General features: G+C 46.8%; 18 protein-coding genes. 17 read left to right on the top strand and 1 reads right to left on the bottom strand.

Annotated elements, in window-relative coordinates:
• Positions 1-115: 115 nt before the first annotated feature.
• The gene (locus ABLT31_RS20650) at positions 116-1,738 is read right to left on the bottom strand and encodes a Na/Pi cotransporter family protein (RefSeq protein ID WP_367755184.1); all 1,623 of its coding nucleotides are present in this window, start codon (positions 1,736-1,738) and stop codon (positions 116-118) included.
• Positions 1,739-1,980: 242 nt separating this feature from the next.
• On the opposite strand from ABLT31_RS20650, the gene upp reads away from it, so the two are divergent.
• The 17 genes from upp to ABLT31_RS20565 all read left to right on the top strand — a co-directional run bounded on the left by upp (position 1,981) and on the right by ABLT31_RS20565 (position 21,204).
• Positions 1,981-2,610, top strand: coding sequence for a uracil phosphoribosyltransferase (upp, locus tag ABLT31_RS20645; protein ID WP_367755182.1), 630 nt, complete (start codon positions 1,981-1,983; stop codon positions 2,608-2,610).
• Between the two features lie 21 nt (positions 2,611-2,631).
• On the top strand, positions 2,632-3,762 hold the full coding sequence (wecB, locus tag ABLT31_RS20640) for a non-hydrolyzing UDP-N-acetylglucosamine 2-epimerase (protein WP_367755180.1): 1,131 nt from the start codon (positions 2,632-2,634) through the stop codon (positions 3,760-3,762).
• A 131-nt stretch (positions 3,763-3,893) separates the two neighbouring features.
• Positions 3,894-6,977 (top strand): S-layer homology domain-containing protein, encoded by a 3,084-nt coding sequence (locus tag ABLT31_RS20635; protein ID WP_367755177.1) that lies wholly within the window; start codon positions 3,894-3,896, stop codon positions 6,975-6,977.
• Between the two features lie 301 nt (positions 6,978-7,278).
• Positions 7,279-7,863, top strand: a complete 585-nt coding sequence (locus ABLT31_RS20630) for a TetR family transcriptional regulator (protein WP_367755175.1) — start codon at positions 7,279-7,281, stop codon at positions 7,861-7,863.
• Positions 7,864-7,889: 26 nt separating this feature from the next.
• Entirely contained in the window at positions 7,890-9,134 is a 1,245-nt protein-coding gene (locus ABLT31_RS20625; RefSeq protein WP_367755173.1) for an efflux RND transporter periplasmic adaptor subunit, read from the top strand.
• Complete coding sequence (locus ABLT31_RS20620) at positions 9,131-12,235, top strand: efflux RND transporter permease subunit (protein ID WP_367755171.1); 3,105 nt, start codon at positions 9,131-9,133, stop codon at positions 12,233-12,235. Before ABLT31_RS20625 ends, ABLT31_RS20620 begins: the two co-directional genes overlap by 4 nt.
• A gap of 107 nt (positions 12,236-12,342) precedes the next feature.
• Positions 12,343-13,533, top strand: coding sequence for an acetyl-CoA C-acetyltransferase (locus ABLT31_RS20615; protein ID WP_367755169.1), 1,191 nt, complete (start codon positions 12,343-12,345; stop codon positions 13,531-13,533).
• A 475-nt stretch (positions 13,534-14,008) separates the two neighbouring features.
• Complete coding sequence (locus ABLT31_RS20610) at positions 14,009-14,233, top strand: AtpZ/AtpI family protein (RefSeq protein ID WP_367755167.1); 225 nt, start codon at positions 14,009-14,011, stop codon at positions 14,231-14,233.
• Positions 14,230-14,640 carry an ATP synthase subunit I gene (locus ABLT31_RS20605; RefSeq protein WP_367755165.1) on the top strand — a complete coding sequence of 137 codons (411 nt, stop codon included), beginning with the start codon at positions 14,230-14,232 and terminating at the stop codon, positions 14,638-14,640. The genes ABLT31_RS20610 and ABLT31_RS20605 overlap by 4 nt, the downstream gene beginning before the upstream one ends.
• A 3-nt stretch (positions 14,641-14,643) precedes the next feature.
• Positions 14,644-15,375, top strand: a complete 732-nt coding sequence (gene atpB, locus ABLT31_RS20600) for a F0F1 ATP synthase subunit A (RefSeq protein ID WP_367755163.1) — start codon at positions 14,644-14,646, stop codon at positions 15,373-15,375.
• 88 nt (positions 15,376-15,463) lie between these two features.
• Positions 15,464-15,682 (top strand): F0F1 ATP synthase subunit C, encoded by a 219-nt coding sequence (atpE, locus tag ABLT31_RS20595; protein ID WP_367755161.1) that lies wholly within the window; start codon positions 15,464-15,466, stop codon positions 15,680-15,682.
• A 116-nt stretch (positions 15,683-15,798) separates the two neighbouring features.
• Positions 15,799-16,287 carry a F0F1 ATP synthase subunit B gene (gene atpF, locus ABLT31_RS20590; RefSeq protein ID WP_367755159.1) on the top strand — a complete coding sequence of 163 codons (489 nt, stop codon included), beginning with the start codon at positions 15,799-15,801 and terminating at the stop codon, positions 16,285-16,287.
• Positions 16,284-16,832 carry a F0F1 ATP synthase subunit delta gene (locus tag ABLT31_RS20585; protein WP_367755157.1) on the top strand — a complete coding sequence of 183 codons (549 nt, stop codon included), beginning with the start codon at positions 16,284-16,286 and terminating at the stop codon, positions 16,830-16,832. Before atpF ends, ABLT31_RS20585 begins: the two co-directional genes overlap by 4 nt.
• A 16-nt stretch (positions 16,833-16,848) precedes the next feature.
• Entirely contained in the window at positions 16,849-18,360 is a 1,512-nt protein-coding gene (gene atpA, locus ABLT31_RS20580; RefSeq protein WP_367755155.1) for a F0F1 ATP synthase subunit alpha, read from the top strand.
• Positions 18,361-18,414: 54 nt separating this feature from the next.
• On the top strand, positions 18,415-19,272 hold the full coding sequence (atpG, locus tag ABLT31_RS20575; protein WP_367755153.1) for an ATP synthase F1 subunit gamma: 858 nt from the start codon (positions 18,415-18,417) through the stop codon (positions 19,270-19,272).
• Positions 19,273-19,357: 85 nt separating this feature from the next.
• Positions 19,358-20,758 carry a F0F1 ATP synthase subunit beta gene (gene atpD / locus ABLT31_RS20570; protein ID WP_367755151.1) on the top strand — a complete coding sequence of 467 codons (1,401 nt, stop codon included), beginning with the start codon at positions 19,358-19,360 and terminating at the stop codon, positions 20,756-20,758.
• A gap of 32 nt (positions 20,759-20,790) precedes the next feature.
• Positions 20,791-21,204 (top strand): F0F1 ATP synthase subunit epsilon, encoded by a 414-nt coding sequence (locus ABLT31_RS20565; RefSeq protein ID WP_367755149.1) that lies wholly within the window; start codon positions 20,791-20,793, stop codon positions 21,202-21,204.
• Position 21,205 lies beyond the last annotated feature (1 nt).

Raw genomic sequence — 21,205 nt, 5'->3', positions numbered from 1 at the left:
TTAACAAGCATCATGGTTTCCTACAGTATCACCCCTGCCATAATCAAAACCATCATCGGCCCAGCTATCAATATCTGGGGCTAGTAAAAAAAAGAAGGATCCGAAGATCCTTCTGCTATACTTCGCCCAATACGTATTGGGCGATATTCATGCTGTGGTCGGCCATACGCTCTAGGTTACTGATGATGTCTAGGAACACAACTCCTGCTCCCCCTGAGCATACGCCTTCATTCAAGCGCTTCAAGTGCGTTTTGCGTAACTGGCGTTCCATTTTATCTACTTTTTCTTCAAGTTCAACGACCTGATTGGCTAAATCTTTATCGCTGTTCTCGAGCGCTGCAATTGCCATTTCTATAGTGGCACTGGTTAGATTGATCATTTCGTTTAATTCCTGATTTGCTTCTTCGGAAAACTGCAATTTATTGTTATATCGATATTCTGCCAACTCAGCGATATTCATGGAGTGGTCTCCCATTCGCTCGATGTCCTTTAAGGCATACATGAGAGAAGAGTATTTTTCGGTATCCGGAATCTCATGTTCGGAAGCCGCTTTTGTCATGTAGTCGATGATTTTTTCTTCTAGATGATCGACGAGGTCTTCGCGTTGTCTCGTTGCCTCGTTTAGTTTTTCATTGCCTGTAAAGAAATATTGTGTTGAATCACGAAGCATGTCCCGAGTTAGATTAGCCATTCGAAGCAATTCTTTTTCGGCTTGACCAATGGCCACGGATGGATTATCCAAGAAACGGGGATCTAAGTTTTGAACACCAAATTGAATTTCTCCCTCGCGGTCCCGATAGATCTTTGTCACGATAAAGGCTAGTACTCCGATGAAGGGCAATTGAATTAACACGTTGGTAAAGTTAAAAATTCCGTGCGCATAAGCAATTTGCATCCTTACGTCAACTTGTGTTGCCTCTCCCAGCCAGGATACCAGAATGTAGAAGAATGGAAGCACAAGAAGTGCAACGAAGGTGCCGAGCAGGTTGAAAATGACATGGGTTAGCGCAGCGCGCATGGCTGCAATAGAAGCCCCAATGGCAGCTAACATGGCCGTAATGGTAGTTCCAATGTTATCTCCGAACAGAATGGGCAAAGCGGCTTTTAAGGAGATTCCCCCTTCGCTGGCCAACTGCTGCAAAATCCCAATGGTAGCGCTGCTGCTTTGCACGATGACAGTAAACACGGTTCCAAAGATGACGCCAAGGAGCGGATTTTCCGCAAAGTTGATCATCATCTCGTGGAAAATAGGCAAGTCTTTCAGAGGCTTCAGTCCACCGCCCATTGTTTTTAAGCCATAAAACAACATCCCGAAGCCAAAGATAATTTGACCCATATGCTGGAGCTGCTTTTTCTTAAAGAAGAAAAGAAGGATCGCACCAGCCGCAATGATAGGCAGAGCATAATCTTCAATTTTTATCCCAATGATGAAGGCGGTAACCGTAGTACCGATGTTAGCCCCCATGATGACCCCGATCGCTTGTCTTAGAGTCATTAATCCTGCATTAACAAATCCGACAGCTAAAACGGTTGTACCGGAGCTGGTTTGCAATAAGACCGTAACGATAATCCCGGCAAGTACACCCTTGATTGGGTTGGTCGTCATCTTTTCCAAAATATCGCGCAGTCGGTCTCCGGCCGATTTTTCCAAGCCATCGCCCATGTACTTGATCCCGAAAAGAAATATCCCTAGACCTCCAAGAAATCGAAATAACACTTCCTGCATGGATAAATCCACTAATAGATCCCCCTTAATTTACAAAAACTTAACAAAAAATCAACAGAAAATTTACGACAAATTAATACAAATACAAACCTATCTTAATATAATAGTTTTCTTTGAGGATTTCAAAGAAAACTTTTAAGGAAATGTTCTTATTTGATACATTTGTACTTTTCTAGGTAAGTGGTATAATATTCCCCGGCATGAAGAGTTTAGGCGGAGTATATACTAAACCTTAACAATAGGAGGTTGAAATTATGGGAAATGTATACGTTTTTGATCATCCGTTAATTCAACATAAGCTTACATACATACGAGATAAAAGCACGGGTACTAAAGAATTTCGTGAGCTGGTCGACGAAGTGGCGATGCTGATGGCTTATGAGATTACGCGGGACCTTCCGCTTCAGGAGGTGGAAGTGGACACTCCCGTGACGCGCTGCAAGGCTAAGGTCATCGCCGGGAAAAAACTAGGGTTAATCCCCATTCTGCGTGCCGGAATCGGGATGGTGGATGGAGTGCTTAGGCTCATCCCAGCAGCAAAAGTGGGCCATGTGGGACTTTACCGTGATCCGGAAACCCTAGAACCGGTGGAGTATTATGTTAAATTGCCTACCGATATCAATGAAAGGGACTTGATCGTAATCGACCCGATGCTCGCTACTGGGGGGTCCGCCGTGGCCGCCATTACAGCTCTAAAAAATCGGGGAGCCCGCAACATCAAGCTGATGTGTTTGATTGCGGCGCCTGAGGGTATTCGAAAAGTCCAAGAAGTTCACGCGGATGTGGATATTTTTGTAGCGGCCGAGGATGAGATGTTAAACGATCACGGATACATCGTACCTGGTCTAGGCGATGCAGGCGACCGCTTGTTTGGAACGAAGTAAAGGATAGGGGAGGGAGAAACGATGAAGAAAAAAATCATGACCATTTTCGGGACCCGTCCGGAAGCCATTAAAATGGCTCCTCTCGTTCATGAATTGAAAAAGTATGAGGAGCTGGAGCCGATTGTTTGCGTAACCGCCCAGCATCGCCAGATGTTGGACCAGGTTCTGGACATTTTTAAGATTCAGCCCGACCATGACCTTAATATTATGAAGGACCGGCAAACCTTGATCGAAGTAACTACGCGGGCTTTGCACGGATTGGACGAAGTCATGAAAAAAGTTCAGCCTGATATGGTGCTGGTTCATGGGGATACGACCACCACTTTCGTGGCCAGCTTAGCAGCTTTATACAACCAAGTAGCCGTAGGCCATGTGGAAGCGGGGCTTAGAACTCATAATAAATATTCTCCGTATCCAGAGGAAATGAACCGCCAGTTGACGGGAGTAATGGCGGATCTTCATTTCGCCCCGACAACGGTGTCTGCGTCCAATCTTCGGAAGGAAAACAAGCCTGAGGAATCGATTTACGTGACTGGCAATACCGTAATTGATGCGCAGAAAACAACGGTACGGGAAGATTATCAGCATCCTGTGCTGGAAGAGCTTGCAGGGTTGCGACTCGTACTGATGACCGCTCATCGCAGGGAAAACCTTGGGGAAAAAATGCGCGGCATGTTCCGCGCGATTAGAAGGTTAGTCGATACCCATGAAGATATTGCTGTCGTCTACCCAGTTCACTTGAATCCGGCGGTAAAAGAAGCAGCATCGGAAATCCTTGGCGATCACACCCGCATTCGCTTAATTGAGCCGTTGGACGTCGTCGATTTCCACAACTTTATGTCTCGTTCACATCTCATCCTCACCGATTCAGGGGGAGTGCAGGAGGAAGCGCCAGCGTTTGGTGTGCCAGTGTTGGTGTTGCGGGATACAACGGAGCGTCCGGAAGGAATTGAGGCTGGAACACTTAAGCTAGCGGGAACAGATGAGCAAGTGATTTATGAACTAGCGGATCAGTTGTTAACGGATGAAGAGGCCTATGGTAAAATGTCCAAAGCGGCCAACCCATACGGGGATGGCGAGGCGTCAAGGCGTATAGCCGAAGCGATTTTATATTATTATGGATTGCGCGATAAGCGTCCTGATTCGTTTTAGCCAAGAACGGTGTCCTTTGTGGATGCCGTTTTTTTATGTCAAATGGAAGTTTATTCCCGAAACATTTCAAACTACCAAAACGTCTATACTATAGATCATAGAGAAGATAGGTTTGGAGAGGAGATTTACGTATGTCGTTTTGGGGAAAGTACCGCTCACGGGCAGCCTTCCTACTTATGGTAGCGATGCTGCTTAGTTCCGTGCTGCCCGCAGGGGCCAGTGCCAATGAGACGCTCCCAATCCAATTGCTGAATGGGCAAACGATTGGAGAAGGGGTCACTTCACAAACGTATGTTAAGAGAATTGCAGGCAAGGATGCTAGAGTCTATGTTACGAAGGTAGATTTAAACAATCCTTATGCCCAGGTTCGTCCGATTTACGGGAAAGGCGGGACGTTTGCCGAGAAGCAAACGGTAGAGGGAATGGCAAAAGAAAGTGAGGCCATCGCCGCGATTAATGCTGACTTTTTTAATATGAAGAACAGAACGCCGTTCGGTATTACGCTAGACCAAGGAGAGCTCGTTTCTTCCATGGGGCGCATGCCTTATTGGTTTAGTCTCGGGATTACGGGGGACCGAACCGCGATTATCGAGAAGATGACCTACCAAGGGAAGGTAACCGCTCCGAATGGCAATACCTATGTGATCCAAGGGGTCAATAAGGAGGAGTACCAGTCATCCGGGTATGCCAGTCATAAGGATCAGGTAAATATGTATACTTCGTCGTTTGGACCAACCAGTTTAGGATTGCTGTCTGGTTACGAGGATTATGTCGAAGTGGTTGTAGAAAACGAAGTGGTGAAGGAAGTACGCGTAAAGCAACCGGCTGCAGCCATTCCAAGCAGCGGCTATGTGTTGTGGGGGCATGGCGGAGGAGCCAAATTCCTGCGAGAAAACTTGAAGCCAGGAGATCCGGTTCAAATCGCTTCAACCACTTTGACGGCTCCAGGCGTGAGTGCTTTGGACTCGGCCATGGCCGGACATGTTTTGCTCGTGGAAAATGGGGAAGCATTAAGTCCGGTCGCTAACTTGATTAAAGGGTTGGTTGCCCGTTCGGCAGCAGGGATTTCCCAGGATGGGAAGACGCTTTGGTTGGTTGCGGTGGAAAAATCCTCCCAAAGCCGGGGGATGGAGTTGGCCGAGCTGGCTCAGCTGATGAAGGAATTAGGCAGCTATCGAGCGTTTAACCTGGATGGCGGAGGCTCCACTACGATGGTGACTCGCAAGCTGGCTGATACGCAAATTAGCTTGCTAAACACCCCTCAAGGCGGAACCCAGCGAAAGATTCCGACCGGGATCGGGATTTTTAATACCGCACCAACAGGAGACTTTCAGAACTTCCTGATTGAGGGGCCAACCGAGGTAGTGAAAGGTTCACCGGCGGAATTCAAGGTCAAAGGATATGATGTGCATTATCATCCTTATAACGTTCCTCAGCAGGATGTGCTGTGGACAGGAACTGAAGTTTTTACCGGAAATAAATTAGTGGCCATGCATTCGGGCCAGCAAGAAATCGTAGCTGAATATAATGGGGTTCGCCAGACTCGCAAAATTAATGTGATAGGTGCTTCCCAGGTGGCTCAGCTGATCGTTGAACCGTCTACCATTTCGGTAAATAAAGGCCAATCCAAAACTTTTGCCGTCAAGATTCAAATCAAGAATGGAAAAACGCTTGATGTGACGCCGCAAGGGGCCAGTGCAACAGCCTCCGGAGACGTGGGATCGGTGGAAGGCTTTACGTTTACAGCAGGACAAGTGGAGGGGAATGGTGAAATCACCGTGAACTTCGATGGAATCGAAGTAAAGGTTCCTGTATTCGTAGGTGCCATTGCCCAGCCGTTCTTGTCCTTTGATGGAATGACGGGTATCTCTCATAATGCCCTTCCGGCCCTACTGGCGAACAAAGGAAGCTTCTCTGTAGTGACGGAGCAAGTGTATCGTACGGAGCAGGCCGCTCGCTTGAAGTATAATTTTGCTGGAGCGCCCGGGACCGAGCTGCGCATAGCCTATGGAATGCTGGGAAGCAAACCGCTGGCTTTGCCAGGCACGCCGATGAGCGCCGGCTTATGGGTATATGGGGATAACAGCAATCATTGGCTTCGTTCGGAGCTGATTGATGCGAAGGGTAAAGTCCACTACATGGATTGGACCAAAGAAATTAATTTTTCCGGCTGGAAATACCTCATGGGGCAGATCCCTTCAGGGGTCACTTATCCAGTAAGCATGAAGAGTATTTATCTAGTGAACGCGCCGGAAGGAACGCAGCAGCGTCCAGAGTCCGGAACGCTTTATTTTGATGAGCTTACGCTTTATCAGCCATATGATCCAAGCAAGGATGCTAAGCCTGTAGATGTTGAGCCACAGCAGGCGTTTCGTTTAGGGGCTCAGGTGGAAGGGAAGCTAGATGGGGCAGCGCGAGTAGAGCCGGTATCCACCGTGCTTTTGTATATGCCAGGGAAAAGGCCGGCTTCGTTTGGAGCTCGGTTAAGCGGAGAGCAAGTACCGCAGACAGTGTCCCTTTTACCGTTGAATGATGGCATGACAGTAGGCTTAGTGTACGTGGATGAAGAAAAAAATACAGTGGAAGAATTGAAAGGCACTCGCTTGCCGTCTGGGGAGACTCTTTTCCCATTGTCTGGTTGGGGATTGTACATACCCATTTATAGCGAAGAAGTTGTAACTAATCCATTTAAGGATGTCGCAGCTGGTTCATGGTTTGAAAAACCGATCCTCGAGCTGTATAACCAAGGAATTGTAAACGGCATGTCGAAGGATCGCTTTGCGCCGAACGCCGTCCTCACTCGTGCCCAGTTTGTTACGATTCTAGGGAATTGGTTGGGTTGGAAGGATGATCCGGCATTGAAACTAGAGTTTGAAGATCAAATTCCAGCTTATGCCGCACCAGCGGTGAAAGTAGCGGTGTCTAAAGGAATCGTCCAGGGCTTCCCAGGAGGCTTGTTTAAGCCGAATGCTCCTTTAACCCGGGCTCAGATGTCTGTCATGCTGTATCAGGCTCTGCAGGACCGTGGGAGCGATTTGACCGGAGCCGAGGCCGTTGCCTTTGCTGACGAAAAAGCGATCCCGAATTGGGCGAAAGAAGCGGTTCAGATGATGTCTGCCAATGGGTATATCAAGGGCATGAACGGTTCATTTAAGCCACAGAATACCGCAACCCGAGCTCAAGCGGCAGCTTTAATCTATCAATTGAATAATTAAGAGAAGGAGGGCATATCCGCGAGGGTATGCTCTTTTTTGAGTGGGTAGGCTTTGGCCGGTTGGGCCTCCCAACCTAACGGGAGTTTTTCCTGTTTTAATTGGCCAATTAGGGCTGATTTTTGAAATAACCGGATTTTCTCCCGTTAACGCCTTACCCTTGACAAAAATTGCAATATCACCTACTATCCAATTAAGCGATTGATTTAAACAAACATTTAATTGGAACTGACTAATCAACCGAAGATTTCATCACCATAACATAAGCAGGAGCAGCATTACGAACATCAGGAGGGTATGGACATTGAATGAAGCAGATATCAAGATGAGAATTCTTTTGGCGGCGAAAAAGCTATTTGCTATGCAGGGGTTTGAAGGGACGACGGTCCGGCAAATTTGCGAAGAGGCAGGAGGGAATGTGGCCCTAGTCTCCTATCACTTTGGCGGAAAGGAAAATGTGCTTTTTGCGTTATTTGAGACGCTTTTTCCGGGGCAGCAGCTTCCTGACTACGAGGAAGCGATGAAGGATCCATTGGCGGGCTTAAGGATTATCGTGGAAGGGGTTATTCGTTTTAAGAAGGACGATCCGGAGCTGGCGGCGATTTTAGATCGGGAAATTAATATGCAAACCCCTCGATTGGAGCGTATTTCCGGCTATGTATTCCCCGTGTGGCGAAAGCTTCGCGAAATCCTGCAAAACGGAAAAGAGCAAGGCTTGTTTCACTTTCGTTCGTTAGACCATACGCTCCTTTTTGTGATGGGATGCTTGATTTTTCCGAAATGCAATACTTTGCATGATCAGCTGTTGACTGAGGGGGAAAAGTCTACGGAGGAATTTATCGAGGATACGTTGCAATTTATTCTCAATGCAGTTGGGTACCGTCATTAATCTTTACATAAAAGTGAGGAGAAAACATGAGTAAAAGAACGTTATCGATGTTTCTCGCGGCAAGTTTAGCCACCACGGTTTTGAGCGGGTGCAGCTCGGGGGAACAGGAAACCGTGGTGTCGGATACAGAAGTAAAAACGGTGGAGGCGGTTCCTGTGGTGAAACAGGCTGTTCAGCGCACGCTGGTCGTTTCCGGGACGCTGGAGCCTTGGGAAGAAACCCTGGTTTCTTTTGAGTTAGGCGGTCGGGTACTGCGATTGGGCAAGGAACAGGGCGATACTGTCAAGGAAGGGGAAGCATTAGGAAAGCTGGAGGATAACGACTATCAGCTGCAGGTGCAGCGGGCCCAAACAGGCGTAGCCCAAGCTGAGGCCGGGCTATCGAAGGTCACCAGCGGCGCGCGGGAGCAGGAAATCAAGCAAGCCGAATTGGCGCTCGATAAAGCCCAGATCAATGCGGATAAAGCCCAGGATGATTTAAAAAAGATGGAGCAGCTCTATCAGCAGGGGGCCATTCCCAAGGATACGTGGGAGAATGCCCATTTGCGTGTGGAAATTGCTTTGAAAGATGTGGAGTCCGCACAAACGGCTTTATCTCTCGCTAGGGAAGGAGCAAGAAAAGAAGACATCGCCCAGACCGAATCCTTATACCAGCAGCAAGTGATTCAAAAGCAGCAAGCTGTGCTTGCCTTGAAGAAAACGACGCTGGTTTCGCCAGTATCCGGAACCGTGATCGCTAAGCTCGTCAATGAAGGACAGTTGGTAAGCGGAGGAACACCGGTTTATCGAGTAGGTAATGTGAATCAGCTAAAGGTGATTCTACCGGTTCCTGATCGGGAAATTGCCCTTTGGCAGCCGGGAGCAGCCGTTAAGCTGAAGCTGTATGAACAAGAACGGATCGGCAAGGTATCCAAAATCTATCCTTCCACGAATAGCGGGACAGGAACGGTGGGAGTAGAAGTAGAGGTAGATAATGCGGATCGCAAATGGCTGGTAGGCCAAGTTATTACTGCCACCTATGAAATAAAAGGTAAAGAAGGACTGTTTGTCCCGGTAGCCTCGGTTATTCGTACAGGGGGAGAAAAGCCTTATGTTTTCCTGGTGAAAGGGAAGCAAGCCGTGAAGACGGAGGTGGAGACCGGACAATTGGCTCAAGGGCAGCTAGAGATTCTATCTGGAATAGAAGCAGGGCAAACTGTCGTGTCTAAAGGAGCCGATCGCCTATTTGATGCGGATGCTATCGAAGTCTTGGGTGGAGGCGAAACGAAGTGATAGAGTATCTGGTCCGAAAGCGAAAAATTACCGTACTCTTTTTCATCATGGTGACGATTCTTGGGATTCTGAGCTTTTTCCAGCTTCCGAAGCAGGAACAGCCTGAAATTATCATCAATATGGCTACTGTCACCACGGTTTATCCAGGAGCCTCTCCGGAGAAGGTGGAGCAAACGATTACGAAAAAAATAGAGGAGAAAATCAATGAACTGCAGGGATTGAAGTCGATCACGTCGACATCTTCCCTCGGCGTTTCCTCAATTGTGGTAGAAGCGGAAAATGGTGTAGATCCCAAAGCAAAATGGGAGGAGCTGCGAACGAAGGTAAAGGACGCCGAGGCGGATCTTCCCTCAGATGCTCACCAACCGGTAATCAATGACGACTTGAACCGAACGTTTATCCAGACGTTTAATGTGTATGCTGACAGCTTTGAGCAGCTGTATAGTGTTCGGGATTTGCTTAAGGAATGGAAAGAGCAGCTGCGCACGATTCCTAAAGTAGCTGACGTCACGATTGATGGGTTGCCGGATAAGCAAGTGATGGTGGAAATTGATACCCAAAAGCTGCAGCAATACGGCCTGCATTGGGGAATGGTCTTCAGCGCGATTCAAAAAGAAAACGAGAAAACGCCTTTGGGCGATTATCAGGTGGGGAATCGGACGTTTCAGCTTCGCCTTGATGAGGTGCAGAGTGTCGATGAGTTTTCCAATACGCTCATTAGCCGGACCCGTGAAGGATACCCCATTTATTTAAAGGATATTGGTACGGTTGCACTGACAACCAAGCGAGTCACCGAATTTTACTATCATAACGGAAAGCCGGCCGTTTCGATTAGCTTGAATGCGGAATTCGGATCAGATGTTCCTTCCTTGCAGGCTAAGGTGGATGAGATGATGGTCTTTCTTGTAAAGGATAAACCGACTTGGCTGAAGGTCGAATCCATCCATACGCAAAATGAACGGGTAAAGCATTTGTTCGGGGATTTAACGAAGGAAATGCTGATTGCCATTGCGGCGGTTATTTTTATTTGTACCCTCGGGTTAAACATGATTACTTCGTTTGTGGTGGCGCTGGCCATTCCGATTTCGATTGCGGTAGGATTAATCCCCCTTCCCTACGTCGGAGTCAGCTTGAATCAAATCTCCATTGTCGGCTTGATCATTGTGCTGGGGATTTTGGTCGATGATGCGGTAGTGGTCAACGACAACATCGAGCGAAGATTGAGTGTACTGGGAGAAAAGCCTTTTGATGCGGCGGTAAAGGGAAGTAAGGAAGTATCGGTTTCGATTGTTACCGCGACCTTGGCGACGATTGCCTCCTTTGGCCCGCTATTCTTCCTGGAAGGCAACGCCGGGCAATTTATTAAGGCCATCCCGATCATTATCACCTTGTCGATGCTCGCATCGATGGTCATGTCCTTAACGATTATCCCGATTTTCCGGGAATGGCACGAATCTCGGCGCCGATCAAGCTCGGTGGATAGCTATCGCAAGCCCGCGGGTTTGTTAGGAAAGCAAATCCAGGCGCTGACGGAATGGTATTCCCATAAAATGATGAAGAGGATGCTGAAAAAGCCGCTATTGACTGGGGTTGCAGGAATTCTGATTGGGACTTCGGCTTACGGGCTGCTTCCATTGATTCCTGTAGAGCTGTTTCCGATGGCCAATCGTCTGGAGCTGTTAGTCAATGTTACGGCTTCGGCTGGAAGCAATATCAAGGAAACGGATGCCCTTGTTCGAGGAGTTTCGGAATGGCTGCAGGAACAGCCTGAGATTACCTTAGTTGCTGCTTATGCGGGGAATAGTGCTCCGAAGATGTTTGGGGGAGATACAGGGAACGGGGCTGGAGAAAGTGTCGGCCAGATCGTGATTAAAGTGGACATGGAGCAGGTGAAAACGGCTGAGGTGGCGGATCGCTATAACCAGGAGCTGAAGAAAAACTTTCCGGGCTCCACCATTACGGTAAAGGAGCTGGAAGCTGGGCCCCCTGTTGGAGCTCCGGTCGTGATCCGGATTTACGGGGAAGATATTCAGACCCTTCGCCAGCTTACGGAAGAAGTGAAGGATGTGATCGTCAAGGTTCCGGGAACAGAAGAAATCATAGATTCTTTTGGAGTGGAACGAAATACGCTGCAGTTTCGCCTGAATAAAGAGGTCATGGATAAGCTCTTGGTCAATCCCAATGACGTGTCGCAAGCGATCCGCTTGGTCAGTGAAGGGAGGAAGATCAGCGAGTTTGATGATGGCAATGATTTAGTGGAAATCGTGCTGAAGATGAAGAAGGAGAACGAGGATCCGGCAGATGTTTTTCAGCGCGTCACGGTGCCGAATGCCGTGGGCCAGCAAATTCAGCTTTCCCAAATCGCTTCGGTTGAACCGTCTTTTGCTTTAGGGAGAATCGAGCATCGGAATTTGTCTCGCGTGGTGACGATTACTTCGGATGTGAAAGGCAGGACACCAACAGAGGTCATGAATGAGATAAAGCCGCAATTAGGCGAAATGAACTGGCCAGACGGCTATCGTTTTGAAATTGGCGGAGAAACCTCGGAGCAGACCGAGATTTTTATCGATATGGGGAAGCTGTCGGTTATCGTTGTATTTTTAATCTTAATTTTGATTGCTATGCAGTTCTACTCGCTTTCCATTCCGTTACTCGTGATGAGCACAATCTACTTAGCTTTCGCCGGAAGCTTGATTGGGCTGTTTGTCACACAGACTCCGCTTGGTTTTATGACGATGATGGGGGTCATCAGCTTAGCTGGGATTGTGGTGAGAAACGGAATTGTTTTGGTGGAGTTTATTGAGGAGGCGCGTCGGGAAGGAGTTCCTTTAGTCGAAGCGGTTCTGCATGCTTGTGAAGCCAGATTCCGTCCGATCCTCCTGACATCGGCGACAGCGATTAGCGGACTCACGCCTCTAGCCCTTATTGGAGATGTGCTGTTCCGACCATTAGCGATCACGATTATCTTTGGATTAGCCTTTTCTACCCTGTTGACGTTGATCATTGTTCCGTCTCTTTATGTCGTGATGTCGAATCGGAAGCTCAAGAAACTGCAGGGAAAACAAGCCCGTATGGAGAATTCTGTCGAAATTAGTATGTAAATTTCACTCGGAATTATTAAAGGGTTTGAAGGATTTCAGCGTAAAAACTCGAATAATACTATTTGTGTAAAAATATAAGCAACATTCGACGGAGGTTAGAGAGACACATGAGTAAAAGAGATGCAGTTATCGTCAGCGCAGTACGTACCGCAATTGGAACTTTCAACGGATCCTTGGCAAGCCTATCGGCTGCTGATTTGGGAGCAGTGGCTTTAAAGGGTGCTTTGGAAAAAGCAGGAGTCAGTGCTGATCAAGTAGATCAAGTAATCATGGGGAACGTTCTTCAAGCTGGAGCAGGGCAAAACCCAACTCGCCAAGCGGCATTGAAGGCTGGTTTGGATGTAAGTGTACCGGCTATGGGAATTAATATCCTTTGTGGTTCTGGATTGAAAGCTGTTCACTTGGCTGCTCAAGCGATCGCAGACGGTGAGTCTGATGTGGTTCTAGCGGGCGGTATGGAAAGCATGACGCAAGCACCTTACGTCTTGCAAAATGCGCGCAACGGATTCCGCATGGGAGATCAAAAAGTTGTTGACAGCATGATCAACGATGGATTGACTTGCGCTATGAACAACTATCATATGGGAATTACTGCTGAGAACTTGGCAGATAAATATGAGATTTCTAAAGAGGAACAAGATCAATTCGCGGCTTGGAGCCAACAAAAGGCTGAAAAGGCGATTGCTGAAGGCCGATTCAAGGATGAGATCGTTCCTGTTGTGATTCCTCAGCGTAAGGGAGATCCTATCGTATTTGAAGTGGATGAGTTCCCTCGCAAAGGAGTAACGGTAGAAGCTCTAGCAAAAGTAAAGCCTGCGTTTAAGAAGGATGGATCGGTAACCGCAGCGAATGCTTCCGGTATCAATGACGGAGCAGCTGCCCTTCTTGTGATGAGCAGAGAAAAAGCAGAAGAACTTGGATTGAAGCCGCTAGCTGTTGTGAAGGCCAATGCAACTGCAGGGGTAGATCCTAGCATTATGGGTATCGGTCCTGTACCAGCTTCTAAGAAAGCATTAGAGAAGGCTGGCTTGTCTCTTGCTGATATCGACCTAATTGAAGCTAACGAAGCGTTTGCTGCTCAATCTATCGCAGTGGATCGTGAATTGAACTTCGATAAAGAGAAGTTCAATGTAAACGGTGGAGCGATCGCTCTTGGACACCCAATTGGTGCAAGTGGTGCACGTGTATTGGTTTCTTTGATTCATGAAATGATCAAGCGTGATTCCAAGCGTGGATTAGCTACGCTATGTGTTGGCGGCGGTATGGGTGTCGCTACTGTTGTAGAAAGAGAGCAATAATATAGTTTTAAAGTTTGAGGTGTCCCCATCTGGGGACACCTATTTGTCGTTCTTCGGGATGTACTGCTGGTATTAAATATTTGAACAGAAGCAGGAAAGTGAAAAGTTTTCTTCTTGGAGTGGATAAAAGGAGAATAATGGGTTGAATCTGGGAAGATAATATACCTATGCCGGGAAAATCAATCAATAAATAAGTTATTTACCATCCACATAGTATAAATATGTCTAAATGATGACAAAGTATCCCGGAATGATTGACAAATGAATGACAAATCAGTACTATGGGTAAGGGAAAAGGTTGAGAATGGTATTGAGAATATCATTGGTGCCCATCCCTACATAAGCTTATGTGAACTGGCAAGAATAAATGGATCCAAAAGGATGAAACAATTTTACATGCAAGGGGTAGATTTTTACTACCTCTGTTCATGATGAAATCTATTGGATGCAACTGAGTGCTCTGGAGGTTATTTTATTGGCTAATCCGCAATCGCCTTGGAAAGCCATGTCTTTAGTCAGTATTATTGGCATGGACCTGGCCATAGGAACACTGACTGGCATTTGGCTGGGGCGAAAATTGGACAACTTCTTAGGTACAGCGCCATGGGGGATGGTCGGCGGTGTGTTTTTAGGCATGGCCGTTGGCGTTCTCATCATGATACCCCTAATTAAGCGTTTTTTGGGAGATCAGGATTCATGAGGGATGATTATTCGTTTCGCATTAGGCGGATTGTACAATGGACAATTTTCGTTCTGGCGGGGAGTATTCTCGGATGGGGAAACGCCTCGCATAAAGCCTGGTTTGGCGGACTGGCATTAGGAGTGCTATTCGGTTTAATCAGTACCATCTTTACCGCTTGGAAGATTCACAAGGTCGGGGAACTGGCCGCCCATTATGCAGGTCAAAAAAAGCGACCATCTTTAGGAACGCCTACTCGGTTTGCCTTGGCTGCACTAGCTGCTCTAATCTCGCTTCGATATCCACAGCATTTTTATATCGTGGCTATGGTGATCGGGTTAATGATTCCGTCCGTGATTGCTTTTATTGATATGTTTTACTCTAGTTTGGTTGAAAGAGATAAAAACGCGGAAGAAGGGGGTGAATGATCTATGGAACACGGCCATCCTATAGTTACTTTAATGGGTTTGGAATTTAACCTTTCTACAGTACTGATGTCTACTATTGCGGCATTGATTGCGTTCTGGATTGCAAGAGCAGGAGCGGCTGCAGTAGCATCAGGTTCCACCGCGGCAGCTCCAAAAGGTATGCAGAACTTTATGGAGTGGGTCGTGGAATTCATTCGTAATAACATTGCTAGTACGATGAGTATGAAGCAAGGAGAAAAGTATGTAGCGCTCGGTTTAACTCTAATCTTGTATATCTTTGTTTCCAACATGTTAGGGCTACCGTTTGCGATTGTGGCAGGTGACCATCATACTTTATGGTGGAAGTCGCCTACTGCTGACCCGCACGTAACGTTAACCATGTCTGTAACGATCATTATCTTGACTCAGATTTTTGGTATTCGTGAACGTGGCTTTGGAGGTTATCTGAAAAGTTATGCTGAACCGCAAGCTTGGATGCTTCCGCTGAACATTATTGAACAGTTTGCCAATACATTAACGTTAGGCTTGCGTCTATTCGGTAACATCTATGCCGGAGAAGTGTTGTTGGCGCTATTGGCAGGGTCTGTAAGTGCTGGTGTTTTCGCGATGGTAGGGGCAGCGATCCCGATGATCGTATGGCAAGCGTTCAGTATCTTTGTTGGAGCAATACAATCATTTGTATTCTTGATTCTGACTATGGTGTATATTGCTCACCGCGTCAGTCACGACCACTAGTTTTCAAACTCAATACAATGGCTTTTTGAGGTTTGAAATATATTGATTTATCATTTGTTTTCCATTACTGAAGGGAGGATGTCTTAAAATGACATTAGGAATTTTGGCAGCGGCTATCGCTGTAGGTTTAGCAGCAATCGGGGCAGGTATTGGTAACGGTTTGATCGTAGGTAACACAGTTAATTCTATCGCGCGTCAACCAGATCTTAAAGCACAACTTCAAACAACTATGTTTATCGGTATCGGTCTAGTAGAGGCGATTCCAATCATCGCGGTTGTTATCGCGTTCATGGCTATGGGCCAGTAAGAGTTGATAATGCTAATGGCGATGGTTCCCATCGGGAACCTCGCCATTCCTTATGTTTCTTATGTTAGGCTTCCCACCGGGGACAGGAATTGCATTACTGGAAGGATGTGAACAGAGTGCTTCATATACAATGGGGAACTGCCCTATATCAATTAGTATTATTCGGTGTACTTTTCCTCTTGCTTCGTAAGTACGCTTTAGGACCTTTGATGGGTGTTATGGAAGCTCGTCAACAAAAGATCAGCAACGACATTGCAACTGCGGAGAAAAATCGTGCGGATGCAATGAGACTATTAGAAGATCAAAAAGCAGAATTAAATGCAGCACGTAAAGATGCAGCAAAAATCATCGAGACAGCTCGTGTGACTGCGGATAAGCAAGCGGAAGAGCTTTTGGCAAAAGCGAAAGCGGAGGCGGATGCCTTCAAGAAAGCCGCTCAAACAGATATCGCACGTGAAAAAGAGCAGGCTATGGCTGCACTGCGTGAGCAGGTTGGAGCTTTATCGGTTATGCTGGCTACGAAAATTATTGAAAAAGAATTGGATAATACTCAGCAAGAAAAGCTTGTTTCTGATTTTCTTAAAGAGGTAGGAGAAGTCAAATGAGTAGCGGCGTTGTAGCAAAGCGTTATGCCTATGCCTTATTTGAGGTCGCTTCCGAAAAGAAGCAGATTGATTTGGTTGAACAGGAATTACAACAAATCAAGCAAGCTTTTGACGAAAACCCTGCTTTTTTGCAATTTTTAAATCACCCGCAAATTGACAAAGAAACGAAGAAAAAGGAACTTAACAATCTTTTTGCAGGCAAAGCTTCTGATACAACTGTTAATTTCTTGAATCTTCTGATTGAGAAAAATCGAGAAGAAGTGCTTAGTTTAATTCCTAGGTACTTTATAGAAAAGGCGAATGAAGCACGCGGTCTAGTTGATGCGGTTGTCAAGACGGTGAAACCGCTCACGGAAGAGCAGCAACAAGAATTGGTTAAATCCTTTAAGTCCTTGTTAAATAAAGAAATTCGCATTGAAACTCAGCTGGATGACTCGATCATGGGCGGAGTTGTCGTGCAAATTGGAGACCGTCTGTATGACGGCAGTGTGGCCGGTAAGCTAAATCGTTTGCAACAGAGCTTAAAGCAAGCTCAAGTTCGCTAGATAGGAGGGTACTTCATTGAGTACAATCAGACCTGAAGAAATCAGTTCTCTTATAAAGCAGCAGATCGAGAACTATAAAGCTGATATAGAAGTAGTTGAAGTAGGTACGGTTATCGTGGTAGGTGACGGTATCGCGCGTGTGCATGGACTAGAAAAAGCCATGGCGGGAGAGCTTTTAGAGTTCGCCAACGGCGTAATGGGTATGGTATTGAACCTTGAAGAAGATAACGTAGGGGTTATCATCCTTGGGCCTTTCACAGGCATTAAGGAAGGGGACCAAGTAAAGCGTACAGGCCGTATCATGGAGGTTCCTGTAGGGGAAGCGTTACTTGGACGCGTTGTGAACCCTCTTGGTCAGCCGATTGACGGGCTTGGCCCAATTGAAACAACTCATTTCCGTCCAATCGAATCTCCAGCTCCTGGAGTTATGGCTCGTAAATCCGTACATGAGCCGATGCAAACGGGATTAAAAGCGATTGACGCTTTGGTTCCGATCGGACGCGGTCAGCGTGAGTTAATCATCGGAGACCGTCAAACCGGGAAAACAACGGTTGCTCTTGATACGATCTTGAACCAAAAAGGTCAAGACATGATTTGTATCTATGTAGCGATTGGACAAAAGCAATCCACTGTATCCGGCGTGGTTGAGACCCTTCGCAAGCATGGAGCTTTGGATTATACAATCGTAGTATCTGCGACAGCATCTGATCCTGCACCATTATTATACTTGGCTCCATATGCTGGGGTTTCCATGGGTGAGTACTTCATGTATAACGGAAAGCACGTTCTTTGCGTATACGATGACTTGTCCAAGCAAGCTGCTGCATACCGTGAGCTTTCCTTGTTGCTTCGCCGTCCTCCAGGTCGTGAGGCTTATCCAGGGGATGTATTCTATCTTCACTCCCGTTTGCTTGAGCGTGCTGCGAAAATCAATGATGATTTGGGTGCAGGTTCTATCACTGCTCTTCCTTTCATTGAAACGCAAGCGAGTGACGTTTCTGCATACATTCCAACAAACGTAATCTCTATCACTGACGGACAGATCTTCCTTGAGTCTGACTTGTTCTACTCTGGGGTTCGTCCAGCAATCAACGCTGGTATCTCCGTATCTCGTGTAGGGGGATCCGCGCAAATCAAAGCGATGAAGAAAGTTGCTGGTACATTGCGTCTTGACTTGGCACAATACCGTGAGCTTCAAGCGTTTGCTCAGTTCGGTTCTGACTTGGATAAAGCGACAAAAGCTCGTTTGGATCGCGGAGAGCGTACCGTTGAGATCCTGAAGCAAGGTGTAGGGGAGCCAATGCCTGTAGAACACCAAGTTATCTCTCTTTATGCGCTAACTAAAGGATTTATCGATGATGTTCCAGTAGAAGATGTACGTCGCTTCGAAAAGGAATTGTTGGCATTCTTTGATACTCAAAAGAAAGAATTGCTTGATCATATCCGCAATACGAAAGACCTTCCGGCTGATGATCAGTTGAAAGCAGCAATTGAAGAGTTCAAGAAGGGCTTTGCTCCTTCCAAGTAAGCCTCTTAATCGACGCCTGCATATAAACTGATTCGTTAAAGGTGGTGAAAAGAAATGGCAATGGGAACACGCGAAATAAAACGCCGTATTAAAAGCGTTAAGAATACAAGGCAAATCACGAAAGCCATGAAGATGGTTGCAGCCGCGAAGCTGCGCCGCGCTCAAGAGCGTGCACAGTCTTCTAGGCCTTATGCGGAAAAGATGAAGGAAGTAATCACAAGTATTGCTTCCGGAACGTCCATCAATCATCCGATGCTTCAAACTCGACCTATTAAAAAGACGGGATATCTTGTCATTACATCAGATCGAGGTTTGGCCGGCGGGTTGAACAGTAACTTACTGCGCATGGTGTTGAATACCATTAAGGAACGACACAAGAGCCAGGATGAATATGTGATTTTTGCGGTTGGGAAAAAGGGTCGTGATTTCTTCAACAAGCTAGGCTACAAGCTGATTGATGAAGTTACCGGTATCCCTGATTCCCCCAATTTCTCAGACATTAAGTCAATTGCCAGCAAAGCTGTAGCTCTTTTCGCGGATGAAAAGATTGACGAGTTAAACTTGTTCTACAGTAAGTTCCAAAGTGCTCTTACCCAAATACCAACCGAAATTCGTTTGTTGCCTTTGGGTGATGTCGAAGGAAATGCTGGTCAAGCAAAAGTAAGCTATGAATATGAGCCGTCTGCTGAGGAAGTATTGAACGACCTTCTTCCAAAGTATGCGGAAACGTTGATCTTTAGTGCGCTGCTGGATTCGAAAGCAAGCTTCCAAGGTGCTCAGATGACGGCGATGGGCAGCGCGAGCGATAACGCCAGCGAGATGATCGGCAAGTTGACCTTGTCCTTCAACCGTGCCCGTCAAGCAGCGATTACTCAAGAGATTTCCGAGATTGTTGCTGGAGCTAACGCTTAGTAATATGGTTCCGACTGTGATACCCATATGTGGGGTATTTTCTTCCGCCATGGACGCCGTGGCGGGACCTTAAGGAGGGAATACGATGAATAAAGGACGCGTAGTTGCGGTCATGGGTCCCGTTGTTGACATTCAGTTTGAACGTGGACATCTGCCTGCGATCTATAACGCTATTAAGATTGAAAATAATGAGTTAAGCCTTACTTGCGAAGTAGCGCTTCACTTAGGAGACAACCTTGTTCGTACCGTTGCGATGTCTTCTACCGATGGTTTGGTTCGTGGCGCTGATGCGATTGATACTGGAAAGCCGATCTCTGTACCAGTTGGTCAGAAAACACTAGGCCGTGTATTTAACGTTTTGGGAGAGCCTATCGATTTGATGGATGCTCCTGAAGGTGCTGAAACATTGCCGATTCACCGTGCGGCTCCTGCTTTTGATGAACAAGCTCCTGCTGACCAAATTCTTGAAACAGGAATTAAAGTTATCGACTTGCTTGCTCCTTATGCAAAAGGGGGAAAAATCGGTCTATTCGGCGGTGCGGGTGTAGGTAAAACCGTATTGATCCAAGAATTGATCAACAACATCGCGCAAGAGCACGGTGGATTCTCCATCTTTGCTGGGGTAGGGGAGCGTACTCGTGAAGGGAACGACCTTTACCACGAAATGAAGGATTCCGGCGTTCTTTCCAAAACTACAATGGTATTCGGTCAGATGAACGAGCCTCCTGGTGCACGTATGCGCGTGGCCTTGACTGGTTTGACCATGGCTGAGTATTTCCGTGATGCGGAAGGCCGTGACGTATTATTGTTCGTAGATAACATCTTCCGCTTTACTCAAGCGGGTTCTGAGGTATCAGCGTTGCTTGGACGTATGCCATCTGCGGTAGGTTATCAGCCTACACTAGCTACAGAGATGGGTCAGTTGCAAGAGCGTATCACTTCTACTAAGAAGGGTTCTGTAACTTCCATTCAAGCGATCTACGTTCCTGCGGATGACTATACGGATCCAGCTCCTGCAACTACGTTTGCTCACTTGGATGCAACAACTAACCTTGACCGTGGTATTTCCGAGTTGGGTATCTACCCTGCGGTTGACCCATTAGCTTCTACTTCTCGTCTTTTGACGCCAGAAGCTCTTGGTCAGGAGCACTACCAAGTAGCTCGTGGAGTTCAGGCTGTTCTTCAACGATATAAAGAATTGCAAGATATCATTGCTATCTTGGGTATGGACGAGTTGTCTGATGAAGATAAGCAATTGGTTGCTCGTGCACGTAAAATCCAGCGTTTCTTGTCCCAGCCGTTCCACGTGGCTGAGCAATTCACTGGCTTCCCAGGTAAGTATGTTCCTGTAAAGGAAACTGTACGCAGCTTTAAAGAAATCCTGGATGGTAAGCATGATGATCTTCCAGAGGTTGCTTTCTTGTATGTAGGTACAATTGAAGAAGCGCGTGAAAAGGCACAAAAGATGTTGGCTGAAGCGAAGTAAGGCAACCCTATCACAAGGGGAGGAACGTAACGATGAATACCGTTAAAGTAGAAGTAGTGACTCCTGAACGGGTTGTTTATAGCGGTGAAGCTAATCTTGTTGTTGCTAGGGGAGCAGATGGAGAACTGGGTATCCTAGCTAACCATATTCCCATGGTAACTCCATTGAAGATCGCGCCTGTTCAGATTAAAAAGCCGGGCAACCAAGAAGACTTGATTGCCGTCAGTGGTGGATTTTTAGAAATACGTAAGGATAAGATTACAATCCTTGCGGAGTCTGCTGAACTCCCTCAAGATATCGACGTGAATCGTGCTCAAGCCGCAAAAGAGCGAGCTGAGCGCCGTATGGCCGAGTCCCGTCGAGAAGAGCTGGATTTCAAGCGTGCTCAATTAGCACTTCAACGTGCCCTTGTCCGTATTCAGGTAGGCGGTAAAGGGAATAAATAAA

Source organism: Ammoniphilus soli (assembly GCF_040813775.1).
Note: the sequence above shows the minus strand (reverse complement) of the source record. Positions and strands in the feature narration are given on the sequence as shown.